This window comes from Niallia sp. FSL W8-0954 (genome assembly GCF_038005605.1).
Lineage (GTDB): Bacteria > Bacillota > Bacilli > Bacillales > Cytobacillaceae > Niallia > Niallia circulans_A.
Window position 1 is genome coordinate 2,097,833 of sequence record NZ_JBBOTN010000001.1, and the last position, 15,659, is coordinate 2,113,491.

Annotated in this window: 16 protein-coding genes; 15 read left to right on the forward strand and 1 reads right to left on the reverse strand. The window is 36.3% G+C overall.

Annotation, left to right across the window (positions count from 1 at the left end):
- The first annotated feature begins 281 nt into the window (after positions 1–281).
- The 9 genes from NX902_RS10145 (at position 282) to NX902_RS10185 (ending at position 10,176) form a co-directional block, all read left to right on the forward strand.
- The gene (locus tag NX902_RS10145; RefSeq protein WP_047940052.1) at positions 282–1,019 is read left to right on the forward strand and encodes a ClpP family protease; all 738 of its coding nucleotides are present in this window, start codon (positions 282–284) and stop codon (positions 1,017–1,019) included.
- The gene (locus NX902_RS10150) at positions 1,016–1,228 is read left to right on the forward strand and encodes a YlzJ-like family protein (RefSeq protein WP_095329231.1); all 213 of its coding nucleotides are present in this window, start codon (positions 1,016–1,018) and stop codon (positions 1,226–1,228) included. Before NX902_RS10145 ends, NX902_RS10150 begins: the two co-directional genes overlap by 4 nt.
- A 120-nt stretch (positions 1,229–1,348) precedes the next feature.
- A complete protein-coding gene (locus NX902_RS10155; RefSeq protein WP_341160706.1) occupies positions 1,349–1,645 on the forward strand; it encodes a hypothetical protein in 297 nt (98 codons plus the stop codon).
- Between the two features lie 141 nt (positions 1,646–1,786).
- The gene (locus NX902_RS10160) at positions 1,787–4,123 is read left to right on the forward strand and encodes a DNA translocase FtsK (RefSeq protein WP_341160707.1); all 2,337 of its coding nucleotides are present in this window, start codon (positions 1,787–1,789) and stop codon (positions 4,121–4,123) included.
- Between the two features lie 374 nt (positions 4,124–4,497).
- Positions 4,498–5,229, forward strand: coding sequence for a GntR family transcriptional regulator (locus tag NX902_RS10165; RefSeq protein ID WP_163186524.1), 732 nt, complete (start codon positions 4,498–4,500; stop codon positions 5,227–5,229).
- A gap of 64 nt (positions 5,230–5,293) precedes the next feature.
- Positions 5,294–6,361: a BMP family lipoprotein gene (locus NX902_RS10170; protein ID WP_095329234.1), complete on the forward strand. Its 1,068-nt coding sequence runs from the start codon at positions 5,294–5,296 to the stop codon at positions 6,359–6,361.
- 265 nt (positions 6,362–6,626) lie between these two features.
- The gene (locus tag NX902_RS10175; protein WP_123257477.1) at positions 6,627–8,162 is read left to right on the forward strand and encodes an ABC transporter ATP-binding protein; all 1,536 of its coding nucleotides are present in this window, start codon (positions 6,627–6,629) and stop codon (positions 8,160–8,162) included.
- Positions 8,155–9,213 carry an ABC transporter permease gene (locus tag NX902_RS10180; protein ID WP_095329236.1) on the forward strand — a complete coding sequence of 353 codons (1,059 nt, stop codon included), beginning with the start codon at positions 8,155–8,157 and terminating at the stop codon, positions 9,211–9,213. Before NX902_RS10175 ends, NX902_RS10180 begins: the two co-directional genes overlap by 8 nt.
- Positions 9,214–10,176 carry an ABC transporter permease gene (locus NX902_RS10185; protein ID WP_095329237.1) on the forward strand — a complete coding sequence of 321 codons (963 nt, stop codon included), beginning with the start codon at positions 9,214–9,216 and terminating at the stop codon, positions 10,174–10,176. It abuts the gene before it with no gap.
- Between the two features lie 140 nt (positions 10,177–10,316).
- Here NX902_RS10185 and gpmA read toward each other — a convergent pair whose 3' ends face one another.
- Positions 10,317–11,108 carry a 2,3-diphosphoglycerate-dependent phosphoglycerate mutase gene (gene gpmA / locus NX902_RS10190; RefSeq protein ID WP_095329238.1) on the reverse strand — a complete coding sequence of 264 codons (792 nt, stop codon included), beginning with the start codon at positions 11,106–11,108 and terminating at the stop codon, positions 10,317–10,319.
- Positions 11,109–11,283: 175 nt separating this feature from the next.
- Here gpmA and NX902_RS10195 point away from each other — a divergent pair, with 175 nt between their 5' ends.
- The 6 genes from NX902_RS10195 (at position 11,284) to NX902_RS10220 (ending at position 15,647) form a co-directional block, all read left to right on the forward strand.
- Positions 11,284–11,505: a hypothetical protein gene (locus NX902_RS10195; RefSeq protein ID WP_163186526.1), complete on the forward strand. Its 222-nt coding sequence runs from the start codon at positions 11,284–11,286 to the stop codon at positions 11,503–11,505.
- A gap of 202 nt (positions 11,506–11,707) precedes the next feature.
- Positions 11,708–11,842: a hypothetical protein gene (locus tag NX902_RS10200; RefSeq protein WP_286167733.1), complete on the forward strand. Its 135-nt coding sequence runs from the start codon at positions 11,708–11,710 to the stop codon at positions 11,840–11,842.
- An 81-nt stretch (positions 11,843–11,923) separates the two neighbouring features.
- Entirely contained in the window at positions 11,924–13,204 is a 1,281-nt protein-coding gene (gene yfmF, locus NX902_RS10205) for an EF-P 5-aminopentanol modification-associated protein YfmF (RefSeq protein ID WP_123257480.1), read from the forward strand.
- Complete coding sequence (gene yfmH / locus NX902_RS10210; protein WP_095329241.1) at positions 13,204–14,487, forward strand: EF-P 5-aminopentanol modification-associated protein YfmH; 1,284 nt, start codon at positions 13,204–13,206, stop codon at positions 14,485–14,487. The genes yfmF and yfmH overlap by 1 nt, the downstream gene beginning before the upstream one ends.
- An 85-nt stretch (positions 14,488–14,572) precedes the next feature.
- Positions 14,573–15,295, forward strand: a complete 723-nt coding sequence (gene ymfI / locus NX902_RS10215; protein ID WP_123257481.1) for an elongation factor P 5-aminopentanone reductase — start codon at positions 14,573–14,575, stop codon at positions 15,293–15,295.
- A 94-nt stretch (positions 15,296–15,389) separates the two neighbouring features.
- The gene (locus tag NX902_RS10220) at positions 15,390–15,647 is read left to right on the forward strand and encodes a DUF3243 domain-containing protein (protein WP_047940065.1); all 258 of its coding nucleotides are present in this window, start codon (positions 15,390–15,392) and stop codon (positions 15,645–15,647) included.
- The last annotated feature ends 12 nt before the right edge of the window (positions 15,648–15,659 follow it).

A 15,659-nucleotide genomic window follows, 5' to 3' on the forward strand; every position in this document is an offset into this window, starting at 1 on the left:
GTCTAACAATTGGGGTGCAGTTCAAAGATAAGGGGGCTTTTCGTTTGTTTGGGAAAAACTTCTGGAGCGTTGGAATTGATAAAGGAGAAGATTCCTTGGGATTTAGATGAACCGCAGGCTCTGTGGCTTAGCGTGAAAGCATGATTGGCAAGAAATTTTCCGAAATGTTTTCAATTTATTCTGGATGTAAAAGTGACTTATTGACTTTTCAATTTCGCCGCATGAAATAGTGTATCTCGCTTCATACTAAGATTATTATGGTTTTAGGAAGGGAGAACTATATGGTTTCAGTTAACAATAATAATCAGCCAGATGAAAAGCCGAATGAGGATAAACCATCAAGCTTAATGGAAAAAATTCAACAGCTGGGACAAACTAATGTACCTCAGCTCTCTCAAGATTCAAAAATACATTGTTTAACCATTGTTGGTCAAATCGAAGGCCATTTACAATTACCGCCTCAAAATAAAACAACGAAATATGAGCATCTGATTCCACAAATTGTAGCAATTGAACAAAATCCTAAGATTGAAGGGGTGCTTGTCATTTTGAATACAGTAGGAGGGGATGTAGAAGCAGGATTAGCTATTTCTGAAATGCTTGCTTCTCTGTCTAAACCAACTGTTTCCCTTGTTTTAGGAGGTGGACACTCAATTGGTGTTCCAATTGCTGTTTCCTGTGATTATTCCTATATTGCAGAAACAGCAACAATGACAATCCATCCTATTCGTTTAACAGGTCTGGTTATTGGAGTACCGCAGACCTTTGAATACTTAGATAAAATGCAAGAGCGAGTTGTTAATTTTGTGACCAAGCATTCTAAAATTACAGAAGAAAATTTTAAAGATCTGATGTTTGCAAAAGGAAATTTAACGAGAGATATTGGAACGAATGTAATTGGAAATGATGCCGTTACTTCTGGACTTATTGACTCTGTTGGCGGAGTCGGGGATGCGATGAAAAAGCTCAACGAGTTGATTGATGTCAATAAAGAACAGAATGAAGGGATTATCCAATGATTATGTATACAATGATGCCAGAAGAATTGATTTTTCCAATGAGCCAAGACATCTATGAAAAACACCAAGTTATTCATTATAATGGCATTCCTTTATTAGTTGCGAGAAATGAGTCAAATGAATATGAAGTCATAAGAATACTTAGCACCGATCCCAATCATTTTCTCCAGACAGATATGCAGCCAGGAGCAAAAATTCCAACCCTTTAATTGCTTTTTACTAAAAAAGTTGATAAAAGGGAATGATAAGGGAAAAAACTTGTCTAGTATTATGATTTTTAAGTTAGAGTTGGCGGCAAATCAGCCAAAGTAGGCAGGATATCAGCCAAATTGAGCGGAGAATCAGCCAAAGTAGGCAGGATATCAGCCAAACTGAGTGGAGAATCAGCCAAAGTAGGCAGGATATCAGCCAAACTGAGCGGAGAATCAGCCAAAGTAGGCAGGATATCAGCCAAACTGAGCGGAGAATCAGCCAAAGTAGGCAGGATATCATCCAAATTGAGTGGAGAATCAGCCAAAGTAGGCAGGATATCAGCCAAACTGAGCGGAGAATCAGCCAAAGTAGACAGCAAATCAGCCAAACGAGCGAAATATCAGCCAAACCAAAAAGCATACCTTTTTCTATAAAAACAGCAAAGGATAAAAAAACCTTCGGATAGAAGTTTCCCTTTATAAACTATGTTATAATATAGGAACAATAAAGAAGCAGCCTAAGGCTGCTTCTTTACTACAAAAGAGAAAGATAATTTTTAAATATTAGGTGATCAAATGGCAAAAAGGAAAAAAAGAAAAACAAGAAAAAAACAACATCTTAAATTAACGATACAATATGAACTTGTAGCTTTGCTCCTTATGGCATTGAGTTTTATCTCTATTTTACAACTCGGTGCGGTTGGGAAAACAATGGTTTCTTTTTTCCGGTTCTTTTTCGGAGAGTGGTATATGCTTTGCCTAATAGGCCTTATCGTATACAGTGGTTATTTAATGTGGAAAAGAGAAAAGCCTTATATGTTTCATACGAAATTGAATGGAATTTATTTAATTGTTAGTGCTATTTTATTACTTAGCCATGTAACACTATTTAAGTTGCTAGCAAGTCAAGGTGCTTTTCAAAACCCTAGTGTTATATTAAATACATGGGAATTATTTTGGATGGAAGTCAAGAAAGAGGCTACTAATGTTGATTTAGGCGGTGGCATGATTGGTGCCGTTTTATTTGCATTATTCCATTATTTATTCGATACGGTAGGTACACAGATTATCAGCTTTATCGTGATTATAATAGGCTTTATCTTGCTTACTGGTAAAACGTTAAGTGGTGCTTTTAAAAAAGTTATATCAAGTATCTGGAGTTTTTTCCAAGATCAATGGGAAGCGTTTAAGCAAGATATGAAAGATTGGAAAGAATCGATCCAAAAAAATAAAGAAAAGCGGAAGGCCGAAAAACAAGCAAGACGCGAAAATCAGCAGTCTGAGGAAAATACGAATGCTTCTATTATTGTGAACACTCCGCCTCAAGAGGACGAGCCATACATACAAGAGCCAATTATCAACACCTTTGCCGAAAGAGCCTATCAGGAGGAAGCCATTCAGGAAGACTTGATGGCAGATTCGCCAGAGGAACAAACCGATTTAGGTGATGTCGTGTCAATAACTTTTACAGAAGTAGAAAATAAGGATTATGAACTCCCACCTTTAAAGCTATTAAAGTTACCGAGAAAGGCAGATCAGAGTGGGGAATATGAGCAAATTCACGCAAACGCTGCTAAACTAGAACGAACTTTTCATAGCTTTGGCGTAAAAGCTAGAGTAACAGAGGTTCATTTAGGACCTGCGGTAACGAAGTATGAAGTTCATCCAAGTGAAGGAGTCAAAGTAAGTAAAATTGTTAATTTAAGCGACGATTTAGCTTTAGCTCTTGCAGCAAAGGATATTCGCATTGAAGCTCCTATTCCTGGGAAATCAGCAATCGGGATTGAAGTTCCAAACTCAGAAGTCGCTGTTGTGTCACTTAGAGAAGTATTGGAATCAAGTAAAAATGATAAGCCAGATTCGAAGCTGATGATTGCGTTTGGACGAGATATTACAGGGGAAGCAGTGTGCGCAGAATTAAATAAAATGCCCCATTTACTTGTTGCCGGAGCAACAGGTAGCGGAAAATCTGTCTGTATTAACGGGATTATTACAAGTATATTAATGAGAGCTAAGCCTCATGAAGTAAAGCTAATGATGATTGATCCAAAAATGGTTGAATTAAATGTATATAATGGTGTTCCTCATCTGCTTGCTCCAGTTGTCACAAATCCGAAAAAAGCATCACAGGCATTAATGAAGGTTGTTAGTGAAATGGAGAGAAGATACGATTTATTCTCCCATACAGGGACAAGAAATATAGAAGGGTATAATGAGTATATTAAACGAATAAATGCAGAGGAACAAGAGAAGCAGCCATTACTGCCATTTATCGTGGTGATTGTAGACGAGCTTGCTGACTTAATGATGGTGGCATCATCTGATGTAGAGGATGCCATTACACGCCTTGCACAAATGGCCCGTGCAGCCGGAATTCATCTAATTATTGCCACTCAGCGACCTTCTGTTGATGTTATTACGGGAGTCATTAAAGCAAATATTCCATCGCGAATTGCGTTCGCAGTTTCCTCTCAGACTGATTCTCGTACCATATTAGATATGGGAGGAGCAGAAAAGCTATTAGGAAGAGGAGATATGCTATTCTTCCCTTATGGGGCAAGCAAACCTGTGCGAGTACAAGGGGCGTTCTTGTCCGATGAAGAGGTAGAGGAAGTGGTTGATTTTGTTATTGGCCAGCAAAAAGCACAATACCAAGAGGAAATGATTCCAGATGAAATTGTGGAAGTTACTGGAGCTGTAGAAGACGAACTGTATCATGAAGCAGTTGAATTAATTGTCGAAATGCAAACAGCTTCCGTTAGTATGTTACAAAGAAGGTTCCGCATCGGTTATACGAGAGCAGCAAGATTAATCGATGAAATGGAAGCCCGCGGTGTGGTTGGACCATATGAGGGCAGCAAACCAAGAACAGTTCTTGTGCCAAAAGGTTCCGAAGAAATAAATATGCAGTAGTATGGTCAATAGTATGGATGAATCGATATCATCCGCCATAAAGGACACAAAACGATTCAGTTATGCGGAAAAATAATCAATTTTTTAAAAGAGGACTTGAAATAGTATAACCTATTTTAAGTCCTTTTTTAGCGTATATTCAAAACATTCATTCAGGGTGTATAAGAAAAATAGCAAAATTAAGTATTATTTTTACAATAATATACAAAAGAAAACGGTTGATTTCCGAACAATTACTCATTTCTGTATTTTTTCGACGAAATTCTTAAAAGTCTATTTATTTATTAGGAAAAAAGTGTTATAGTATTTTCGATTAGTAGGAATGATTGAACATCAGAGGTCTGATGTCTTAGAAATGTTTGGAGGAACATCATATGCTAATTAAATCGGATACGAGACATTTATATTTGCAAGTAGTAGATCGTCTAAAAAAAGATATTGAGTTAGGAATTTATAAAGAAAAAGAAAAATTCCCCTCAGAATTCGAACTTGCAAAAACTTTAGGTGTGAGTCGGGCCACTTTAAGAGAGGCACTACGCACATTGGAAGAAGAAAATGTCATTGTCAGAAGACACGGTGTTGGCACTTTTGTTAACTGTAAACCATTGTTTAATTCTGGCATAGAACAATTGAATAGTGTCACGAATATGATTAAGCAGGCAGGTATGAATCCAGGCACCATATTTCTAAGCTCAAATACGATGTTCGCTACTGAAGAAGACTCGACACGCTTCTCTGCATCACAAGGGGAGGAAATGCTTGTTATCGAAAGAGTTCGAACAGCTAATGGCGAACCGGTTGTATATTGTATGGATAAATTGCCACAGAAAATTTTGCCTGAACGATTTTCATACGATCAAGAATCAATTTTTCAATTCTTGGAATCGGATAGCCAAAGACATATTACATACGCTGTTGCACAAATCGAGCCGATAGGATATCACGATAAAGTATCTCCCATTCTGCAATGTGAACCAGAAACTGCACTGCTTGTTTTAAAACAGACGCATTATGATGAGAAGGATGAACCGATTCTTTATTCAGTAAATTATTTTCGATCCGATAAGTTTAGCTTTCAAGTTTTAAGAAAACGAATTTACTCGTAGAAGCTGAACAAACTAATCGTAAAAAGTTTAACTAAATAACAAAAAAGTCTAGGGGGTACAAGCTTTGAAGAAGCGTAAATTTGGCTTAGCACTATCTTTAGTACTAGCTGCTGGAACTGTATTAAGTGCTTGTGGAAGTAATGACAAGGATAACGATAAAGCAGCAGATGGAAATAAAGAGAAAGACTCATTTAAAGTTGCAATGGTAACAGATGTCGGTGGTGTTGATGATAAATCATTTAACCAATCAGCTTGGGAAGGTTTACAAGCATTTGGTAAAGAGAATGGCTTATCAAAAGGTAATGGTATTGATTACCAACAATCACAGTCAGATTCAGATTATGCTACTAATTTAAATAACTTATCTCGTCAAGGCTATAATTTGGTATTTGGAATCGGATTTTTAATGGAAGGTGCAATTTCAGAAATTTCTCAACAACAAAAAGATGCACATTTTGCAATTGTTGATGCTGTAGTTGACCAACCTAATGTAGCAAGCATTACTTTTAAAGAACAAGAAGCTTCTTTCTTAGCTGGTGTTGCAGCGGCTCATGCAACGGAATCTAAAAAAATTGGATTTATTGGCGGGGTTGAAGGAGATGTAATTGGACGCTTCGAAGCTGGATTTGTTGATGGTGTTAAAGCGGTAGACCCTAATATTAAGGTAGACGTACAATATGCTGGTGCATTTGATAAACCTGAACTTGGTAAAACAATTGCAAGCAAAATGTATTCTTCAGGTGCGGATGTAGTATTCCATGCTTCTGGTGGTACTGGTGCTGGATTATTCTCTGAAGCTCGTGATTTAAAAGAAAAAGACCCTTCAAAATATATTTGGGCAATCGGTGTTGACTCTGATCAGGTAGCAGAAGGTGTTGTAGGAGATCATAACATTGTGTTAACTTCTGCATTAAAAGGTGTTTCCACAGCGGTACAAGATATTTCTACTAAAGCAAAAGACGGTAAATTCCCAGGTGGAGAAACTACTGTTTATGGTTTAAAAGAAGATGGTGTAGGTCTTGCACCAATTAATGAAGAAGTTAAAAAGAAAGCAGAAATTGATGCAGCTGTTAAAGAATGGACTGCTAAAATTAAAAACGGTGAGTACACTGTTCCTGATACTGTTAAGTAAATAGCAATTGCTAATTTTCCAGGAATAAGTGGTTTGCATGGCAAACACTTATTCCTTTTTTACGACAAAAAATAGAATTTTAACTAAAGAGTAGAAGTTTATTCTAGTCTTTATTAAAAATTTTATATGTCGAAATTATCGTAATATAAAAATTACATAATTTCCTTTGTGGATTGTTTTAGAAAATAAATTTCTTTGACATCATACGTGTATTTTAAGCTTTAAAACATTTATCTTGTAAGGTAAGTAAGAAGGAGTGGATTAGATGGAATATGTAATCGAGATGTTAAATATTCGTAAAGAATTCCCTGGTATTGTTGCCAACAACAATATTACCCTTCAAGTAAAAAAAGGTGAGATTCACGCACTTTTAGGGGAAAATGGTGCAGGAAAATCTACGCTAATGAACGTTCTTTTTGGCTTATATCAGCCAGAAAAAGGGGAAATTCGTGCGCGTGGGAAGGTCGTAAATATTTCTAATCCAAATATTGCGAATGATTTAGGAATCGGAATGGTTCATCAGCATTTTATGTTAATTGATACCTTTACCGTGACAGAAAATATTATTTTGGGAAAAGAAACAGTCAGCAAAGGAAAAATTGATTTAAAAAAAGCAGAAAGAGAAGTACAGGAAATTTCAGAGCGTTATGGATTGGCAGTTGATCCGAAGGCGAAGATTGCAAATATTTCTGTTGGAATGCAACAGAGAGTAGAGATCTTAAAAACGTTATATCGCGGAGCGGAAATTTTGATTTTTGATGAGCCAACAGCTGTTTTAACTCCACAGGAAATTGCCGAATTAATTGGTATCTTCCGTAAGTTAATTCAAGAGGGCAAGTCCATTATCCTTATTACCCATAAATTAAAAGAAATTATGGAAGTATGTGATCGTGTTACGGTTATCAGAAAAGGGGAAGGTATTGGCACTTATAATGTAAAAGATACAAACCCAAATGAACTTGCGAACTTAATGGTTGGTCGTGAAGTTTCCTTTAAAACAGAAAAGAAAGCACCAAATCCGAAAGAAACAGTATTAAAAATTTCTGATTTAACTGTAAAAGATAGTCGTGGTGTCCATGTAGTCAACTCTCTTAACCTAGATGTTAAAGCAGGTGAAATTGTCGGGATTGCTGGGGTAGATGGCAATGGTCAATCAGAGCTGATTGAGGCGATTACTGGTTTAATGAAGAAAAACAGTGGAAGCATTACACTTAACGGCAAAGAAATCAGTGTTCTTTCTCCAAGAAAAATTACGGAAAGTGGGATTGGTCATATTCCGCAGGATCGCCATAAACACGGTTTAGTTCTTGACTTTTCGATTGGACAAAATATGGCTTTACAGACCTATTACAAAACCCCATTTTCTAAATATGGCTTTTTGAACCAAGGCGAAATTGAGAAAAAAGCGAGTAAATTAATCGAAGAATTTGATGTTCGAACACCAAGTATTCACACACCAGCGAGAGCTCTATCTGGGGGGAACCAGCAGAAGGCAATCATTGGTAGAGAAGTAGATCGTGACCCTGATTTGCTTATCGCAGCCCAGCCTACTAGGGGACTGGATGTAGGGGCGATTGAATTTATTCATCGACGATTAATCGAACAAAGAGATAAAGGAAAAGCGGTATTGTTGATTTCCTTTGAATTAGATGAAATTTTAAATGTTAGTGACCGCATTGCTGTTATTTTTGATGGAGAAATTATTGCAACAGTGGATCCAAAAACAACAACAGAACAAGAGCTAGGTTTATTAATGGCAGGATCGAAAGCTAAAAAAGTGGGTGTGGAGAATAATGTCTAATACAATAAAGAAAATTAGTATTCCAATTATTGCCGTATTATTAGGGGTTATTGTTGGGACGATTATCATGTTTGCAACAGGTTATAATCCCGCGGATGCATATACAGCCCTTTGGAATGGAGCATTTGGTGATATTTATTTTACTGGAGAAGTAGTACGCCAAATTACTCCGTTAATTCTTGCAGGTCTTGCAGTTGCCTTCGCTTTTCGTACTGGATTATTCAATATTGGGGTTGAAGGGCAATTAATTGTTGGCTGGCTTGCTGCAGTTTGGGTAGGGATTTCCTTTGATTTACCCAAAATTATTCATTTACCACTTGCTGTATTAGCTGCTGCTGCGGCTGGTGCGCTGTGGGCATTTGTACCAGGCTTTTTAAAGGCACGATTTAGAGTACATGAAGTTATCGTAAGTATTATGATGAACTATGTCGCATTACATGTATCCAACTATTTAATCCGAAATGTGCTTACAGATAAAGCAGACCGTACAGAAAATATTGCGCCCACTGCTAGTCTGCGTTCTGGGTTCTTAGAAAGCTTAACAGACTATTCCCGGATGCACTGGGGAATCTTAATCGCAATTGGATGCGCTATTCTTATGTGGATTATTTTAGAAAAAACAGTAAAAGGATATGAATTAAAGGCTGTTGGATTTAATCAGAATGCCTCCCAATATGCTGGTATGAATGTTAACCGTAATATTATTCTTTCCATGGTCATTTCTGGTGCTTTTGCGGGTCTTGCAGGAGCGATGGAAGGTTTAGGAACATTTGAATATGTGAGTAATAAAGGTGGATTTACAGGGGTTGGATTTGATGGGATTGCCGTTGCTTTACTTGGAGCAAATGGCCCAGTCGGAATCTTGCTTGCTGCATGCTTGTTCGGTTTCTTAAAAGTAGGGGCATTAAATATGCCGCTTGAAGCTGGAGTACCGAATGAGATGGTTGATATCATTATTGCTTTAATCGTATTCTTTGTTGCTTCAAGCTATATGATTCGCTTATTTTTAGAACGATTAAGTAAAAATAAAAGTAAAAAGGGGGAGAAGTAAATGGGATTAATGGACGTATTATTAATTGTCATACCTTCTTCGCTATTGTTTGCTGCTCCACTAATTTTTACTGCACTTGGCGGGAACTTTTCTGAAAGAGCAGGGGTAGTTAATATTGGATTAGAAGGTTTAATGGTAATGGGAGCTTTCTCCTCCATTGTTTTTAATTTAACATTTGCTGATAGTCTGGGCGCTTGGACACCTTGGGTTTCTTTACTTGTCGCAATGGTTGTGGGAGCTTTATTTTCCATCCTTCATGCGGTGGCAAGTATTACATTCCGTGCCGACCAAACGGTTTCTGGTGTAGCGATTAACCTACTAGCAGCTGGCCTTGCTATGTTCTTAGTGAAATTAATCTATGATGGAAAGGGACAAACAGGTACCATTCGTTATAGCTTTAAGAAAATTGATATTCCGCTATTAAAGGACATCCCTGTGATTGGAGACTTATTTTTCTCTAATACTTATTGGACTTCTTACTTAGCTATTGTTGTTGCTATTATTGTTTGGTTTGTTATGTATAAAACGCCATTCGGGTTACGCCTTCGTTCTGTTGGAGAACACCCGATGGCTGCAGATACAATGGGTATTAACGTAACTAAAATGCGGTATGTTGCAGTTATTCTCTCTGGTGCATTTGGTGGAATAGGCGGCGGTGTTTTTGCCCAGTCGATTACAAATGATTTTACCCATGCGACCATTAGCGGACAAGGGTTCATGGCACTTGCCGCCCTGATCTTCGGAAAATGGAATCCGCTTGGAGCAATGGGAGCTGCGATTTTCTTCGGTTTTGCTCAAAGCTTAAGTATTGTTGGAAGCAGCCTACCGTTCTTAGAAAACATTCCGAGCGTTTACTTGTTAATTGCCCCATATGTATTAACTATTGTTGCATTAACAGGCTTTATCGGTCGTGCAGATGCACCAAAAGCTTCTGGTGTTCCTTATATTAAAGGTAGCAGATAATCCTTTAGGAAATGAAAAAGAGACTTCAAGCTGATGTGCACCCCAAAAGTTAGACGAACCAATTCTGACTTTTTAGGGTGCAGCACAAGTGGAGTCTCTTTTTATTTATTCATTTCACTTAGTAATTTACCTGATGCTTCTTATTCTTCATGTGTATTAATTGCCTTGGTTTTAAATTCTTTATCTAATAATTCAATTGGAATATGTTTAGGAATCACATCTGCAGGAACTTCGCCATTCATATCTAAATAATAATGGCGCATAGGATTTAAAGAGTTATCATCTAATTCATATACTAATGGAATGCTTGTTGGAATGTTTAAAGACGCAATCCCATCTGGTGAAACGTTATCTAAATAATGAATAATAGCGCGAATTGTATTACCATGCGCTGCAATTATTATTTTTTTATTGTTGCGTAACATAGGTGCAATTTCTTGATCCCAGAAAGTTAAGACTCTTTTCTCCGTATCGGCAAGACTTTCCGTTAAAGGAAAGTCGCCTTCTTCGAGCTGTTGATACCTTGGATCGTCGATATTGTAACGGGGATCATCTTTATTTAAAGCTGGCGGTCTGATATCCATGGATCTTCTCCATTTTTGAACTTGGTCAAGCCCATATTGATCAGCTGTTTCTTTTTTATTGAGTCCTTGCAAAGCACCATAATGACGTTCATTTAATTTCCACGTTTTATGTATAGGAATCCACATACTGTCCATTTCATCGAGAATAATCCATAATGTCCGAATTGCTCTTTTTAAATAGGATGTATATGCAATATCAAATGTGTAGCCGTTATGATGGAGAATAATTCCAGCTTCCCTTGCTTCTGTTAACCCTTTTTCTGACAGTTCAATATCTGTCCAACCAGTAAAACGATTTTCCACATTCCAAAGACTTTCTCCATGGCGAATCAAAACAAGTTTTGGCATTGTGCACCTCTCCCTTTCTTCTTTTCTTTATTTTTTTCCTGTTTTCATGAGAAATAATCGTCTCTTTAAAGGAAAAAGTATAATCTGGAATTATTTTCTTGTTTTTTATTGAATAAGCTTCTTTTGAATGATATTTTGATAATAATGAGAATTTTTTATAAAGTCAGGAAAATAAATGAGCATAAAGAATCTATTAATTTTATTTAGTAGTGTATTGCTTATGCTTGTAATCGGACTATTATGGAATAATCGTCCTGTTTATGGCAATGATGAAGCTTCTATTACAAAGTTGATTATGAAAAGTGACTTATTGCAAGAGAAAACTAATATTAAAATTATTGATATTTTTGATATAGAAAAGACTAGAATCGCTGCTTTTACAAATGGGGAGGGATAGGGAATTATTAAGTTTGAAAAAGATTCCAAAGGGAACTATACCTATCTTATGGAGTTACTACCTACACTGTTCCGATAGAGGATGAGCGCACACCACTTTTTCTTTTCCTATCAGATGGGACAAGTGAAGTGTATGTTCGATTGACTTAATCATAAATAATGACTGGAAGGAGAGAAAAAAGGTATCTTTAAACAAATTTTCAATGGAAACGTTTGATGAAAGACTTTCAGAAATAGAGGCGAAATCCTATCAGTATGAGTTTAGGTTATACAATAAAGAAGGAATAGAAATAAGCAAAGGAGATGATGTAAGTTTAAAGGAAAATCACCTAATCTAGACTTTATGAGAATAACCTTATAAATAGAGTAAATACTAGTAAGTAGTGTATGATGAGTGTAAGTATATGAGGAGGTATGTTATGAGTGTAGCAACGGAAAAAATTACAAAATATAGCGGCTTTCAATTACATACAGTAAAGACAGAAAAATTTAAAACGAATACGATTGTGATGAAATGGCGAACCCCTATTACAAAAGAAAATTCAACACACAGGGCTCTTCTTCCTTATGTGATGCAAAATAGTACGAAGAAATTTCCGACAACGGCAAAGCTTCGTTCCTTTATAGAAGAATTGTATGGAGCTACTTTTTTTATCGATCTTGCTAAAAAAGGGGAATACCACATTGTTTCTTTCTCTTTAGAAATTGCAAACGAAAAGTTTCTCTCAGACCCAGCTCCTTTATTAAAAAAAGGGTTGGAATTTTTATCGGAGGTTATCTTTCAGCCAAATGTATCAGAAAGTGGTTTTGACCAGAATGTCATAGATAATGAAAAACGTGCATTAAAGCAAAGAATTCAATCCATCTATGATGATAAAATGCGATATTCGAATCAACGAGTAATTGATGTTATGTGTGAAAACGAGCCTTATGCACTAAGTGTTTACGGTGAAAAAGACGAGGTTGATAGCATTACCCCACAATCCCTTTACGACTATTATACAAAAGCGTTAGCAGAAGATCAGATTGATTTGTATATGGTCGGCGATATTAAAGAAGAAGAGGTAGGAGCCTATATTGAGGAATTATTTCCATTTAAAGAAAGAACGGCACAATCAATTGATCGTAGAAAATCATATGAAACTAAGAAAGTAAAAGAAGTTCGTGAAGTACAAGATATTAAACAGGGAAAACTAAATATGGGATTTCGCACAAATATTGTTTATGGAGATCCAGAATATTTTGCCCTTCAAGTACTCAATGGCATTTATGGCGGGTTCTCGCATTCCAAGCTATTTATTAATGTCAGGGAAAAAGAAAGCCTTGCCTATTATGCAGCAAGTCGTTTAGAAAGTCATAAAGGGTTGCTTTTAGTAATGTCAGGAATAGATAATAACAATTACGATAAGGCAGTTAAGATTATTAAGGAACAAATGGAGTTAATGAAAAAAGGCGAATTTTCCGATCAAGAAATAATGCAGACAAAAGCGGTGATTCATAATCAAATGCTGGAAACATTAGATACTTCCCGTGGCATGATTGAACTGTTCTACCATAATAGCGTAAGTGATAATTATGTAGAGATGGGCGATTGGCTTCAATATATGAGTAAAGTTTCCCGAGAGGAAATCATTGCTGCCGCTAAGAAGATCGAACTAGACACCATTTATTTCTTAACGGGATCGGAGGGGAATGCATAATGGAAAAAATAGAATTTGCTCAATTGCAAGAAGAACTATATTATGAAAAATTAGCAAATGGCTTAAAGGTATATATTTTGCCGAAAAAAGGGTTTAATAAGACGTTTTGTACATTCACAACAAATTATGGTTCTGTAGATAACACCTTTATTCCTCTTGAGGGATCTGAATTCACTCAAGTTCCTGATGGAATTGCTCATTTCTTAGAGCATAAGCTTTTTGAAAAAGAAGACGGTGATGTTTTTCAAGATTTTAGTAAACAGGGGGCAAGCGCTAACGCTTTTACGTCTTTTACAAGAACAGCCTATTTGTTCTCTAGTACCTCTAATGTAGCTAATAATCTGGAAACACTTATTAATTTTGTACAGGAACCATACTTTACGGAAAAAACGGTAGAAAAAGAAAAAGGAATTATCGGGCAAGAAATTACGATGTATGATGATAATCCAGATTGGCGTCTATATTTTGGACTAATTGAAAATATGTATGTCCATCATCCTGTGAAAATTGATATTGCTGGAACGATTGAATCCATCTCACATATCACAAAAGATATGTTATATGAGTGCTATAATACTTTCTACCACCCAAGCAATATGCTTCTTTTCATTGTGGGACCAGTTGATCCAGAAGAGTATATGGCTCAGATAAGAGAAAATCAAAGCAAAAAAGATTATACAAATCACAGTGAAATTCAACGCAAATTTAAAGAAGAACCTGCACATGTTAATAAGGACAAGCAAGTACTAAAAATGAATGTCCACACTTCTAAATGTCTTGTTGGAATAAAAGGAATCGATGTAGAGCAGTCCGGAAAGGAAATGATGAAACAAGAGTGGAGCATCAATTTATTATTAGATTTCCTATTTAGTGAAAGCTCTGAAAACTACCAAAATCTTTTCCAAGAAGGCTTAATTGATGATACTTTTTCTTATGATTACACACAGGAACACGGATTTGGATTTGCGATGATTGGTGGAGATACGAGTGATCCTGATCGGTTAGAAACGGCAATTAAAGAAATTTTAATGAAAGCTAAAACAACCGATTTCGCCAGCGAGACGTTAGAAAGAACGAAGAAAAAGAAAATTGGCGCTTTCTTACGTGCGATTAATTCACCAGAATATATCGCTAACCAATTTACACGCTATGCTTTCAATGAAATGAATTTATTTGATGTGGTACCTGCAGTTGAAGAAATTACAGTTGAGGATATAAAAAATGCGGCTAATAAATTATTAGCAGAAGAAAGAATAACATCTTGCCAAGTAGTGCCGAAATAATGATAAGTAGACACAAAGAAATCTATTTCTTTGTGTCTGTTGCTGTTTAGGTTTATAGGTAAAAGTAAATGGAGTGAAAAAGACAATGGGGAAATGGATTTTAATTACCGGTGCATCTGGTGGAATTGGACAAGCGATTGCAAAACAATTAGCAAAAGAAGGCTATTCGCTTTACTTACACTATCATCAAAATGAAAAAGCAATAAAGGAACTGTTAGAAGTGCTAGCAGTGAATGGGGGAGAATACTTACCCATACAAGCAGATTTACAACAAGAAAATGACTACCAAAAAATTCTCGAAAGTATTTTCACAATAGATGGAATTGTTCACGCAAGTGGCATAAGTACATATGGTTTATTTACAGATATGGAAGAGGGAGAAATGAAAGCCCTATGGAATGTCCATATACATTCATTAATGTGTATAACAAAAGCTTTATTACCAAAAATGCTTTCGAGACAATATGGTAATATTATTGTGATCACAAGTATATGGGGTCAAGTAGGAGCAGCAATGGAAGTTGCCTATTCTACTGTAAAGGGTGCCCAAATTAGCTTTGTGAAGGCCTTAAGTAAAGAGGTAGCCTTTAATGGTATTCGGGTGAATGCAGTAGCTCCTGGCGCTATTGAAACGAACATGCTTCAATCTTTTTCGCCTGAAGAAATGCAGCTGATGGCAGAGGAAATCCCAATGGGGAGATTGGGAAGTCCCCAAGAAGTAGCAGAAAGTGTAGCCTTTCTATTATCGGAAAAATCTTCTTATATGACAGGACAAGTCCTTTCTCTTAATGGGGGATGGTATGTATAGATAGCTTTTCCAAAAGATTTTCATGCATATTATTACATCGAACGAACCAAAATAATGATGTAATTCACTTAAGCAATGGAAGGAGTAATTCATGATGTCTATTTTAGAAAATTGGGATCAATGGAAAGACTTTTTAGCAGATCGTCTTCATCATGCCGAAAATGAAGGAATGAACCAAGAAGCAATAGGAGATCTTGCTTTTCAAATTGGAGATTATCTGTCTAATCAAGTTCAGCCTAAAAATGAACAAGAAAAGATTTTATCCGATTTATGGTCAGTTGCAGATGAAAAAGAACAACATGCGATTGCAAATATGATGGTAAAATTAGTGCATAATAACGGAACAAAATAATTATTAGTGGCA

Excerpts from the sequence above, each read along its gene's own strand:
- NX902_RS10145 (WP_047940052.1), top strand. The coding sequence starts at position 282 with ATGGTTTCAGTTAACAATAATAATCAGCCAGATGAAAAGCCGAATGAG.
- NX902_RS10150 (WP_095329231.1), top strand. The coding sequence starts at position 1,016 with ATGATTATGTATACAATGATGCCAGAAGAATTGATTTTTCCAATGAGC.
- NX902_RS10160 (WP_341160707.1), top strand. The coding sequence starts at position 1,787 with ATGGCAAAAAGGAAAAAAAGAAAAACAAGAAAAAAACAACATCTTAAA.
- NX902_RS10165 (WP_163186524.1), top strand. The coding sequence starts at position 4,498 with ATGCTAATTAAATCGGATACGAGACATTTATATTTGCAAGTAGTAGAT.
- NX902_RS10175 (WP_123257477.1), top strand. The coding sequence starts at position 6,627 with ATGGAATATGTAATCGAGATGTTAAATATTCGTAAAGAATTCCCTGGT.
- NX902_RS10180 (WP_095329236.1), top strand. The coding sequence starts at position 8,155 with ATGTCTAATACAATAAAGAAAATTAGTATTCCAATTATTGCCGTATTA.
- NX902_RS10185 (WP_095329237.1), top strand. The coding sequence starts at position 9,214 with ATGGGATTAATGGACGTATTATTAATTGTCATACCTTCTTCGCTATTG.
- gpmA (WP_095329238.1), bottom strand. The coding sequence starts at position 11,108 with ATGCCAAAACTTGTTTTGATTCGCCATGGAGAAAGTCTTTGGAATGTG.
- NX902_RS10195 (WP_163186526.1), top strand. The coding sequence starts at position 11,284 with ATGAGCATAAAGAATCTATTAATTTTATTTAGTAGTGTATTGCTTATG.
- NX902_RS10200 (WP_286167733.1), top strand. The coding sequence starts at position 11,708 with ATGGAAACGTTTGATGAAAGACTTTCAGAAATAGAGGCGAAATCCTAT.
- yfmF (WP_123257480.1), top strand. The coding sequence starts at position 11,924 with ATGAGTGTAGCAACGGAAAAAATTACAAAATATAGCGGCTTTCAATTA.
- yfmH (WP_095329241.1), top strand. The coding sequence starts at position 13,204 with ATGGAAAAAATAGAATTTGCTCAATTGCAAGAAGAACTATATTATGAA.
- ymfI (WP_123257481.1), top strand. The coding sequence starts at position 14,573 with ATGGGGAAATGGATTTTAATTACCGGTGCATCTGGTGGAATTGGACAA.
- NX902_RS10220 (WP_047940065.1), top strand. The coding sequence starts at position 15,390 with ATGTCTATTTTAGAAAATTGGGATCAATGGAAAGACTTTTTAGCAGAT.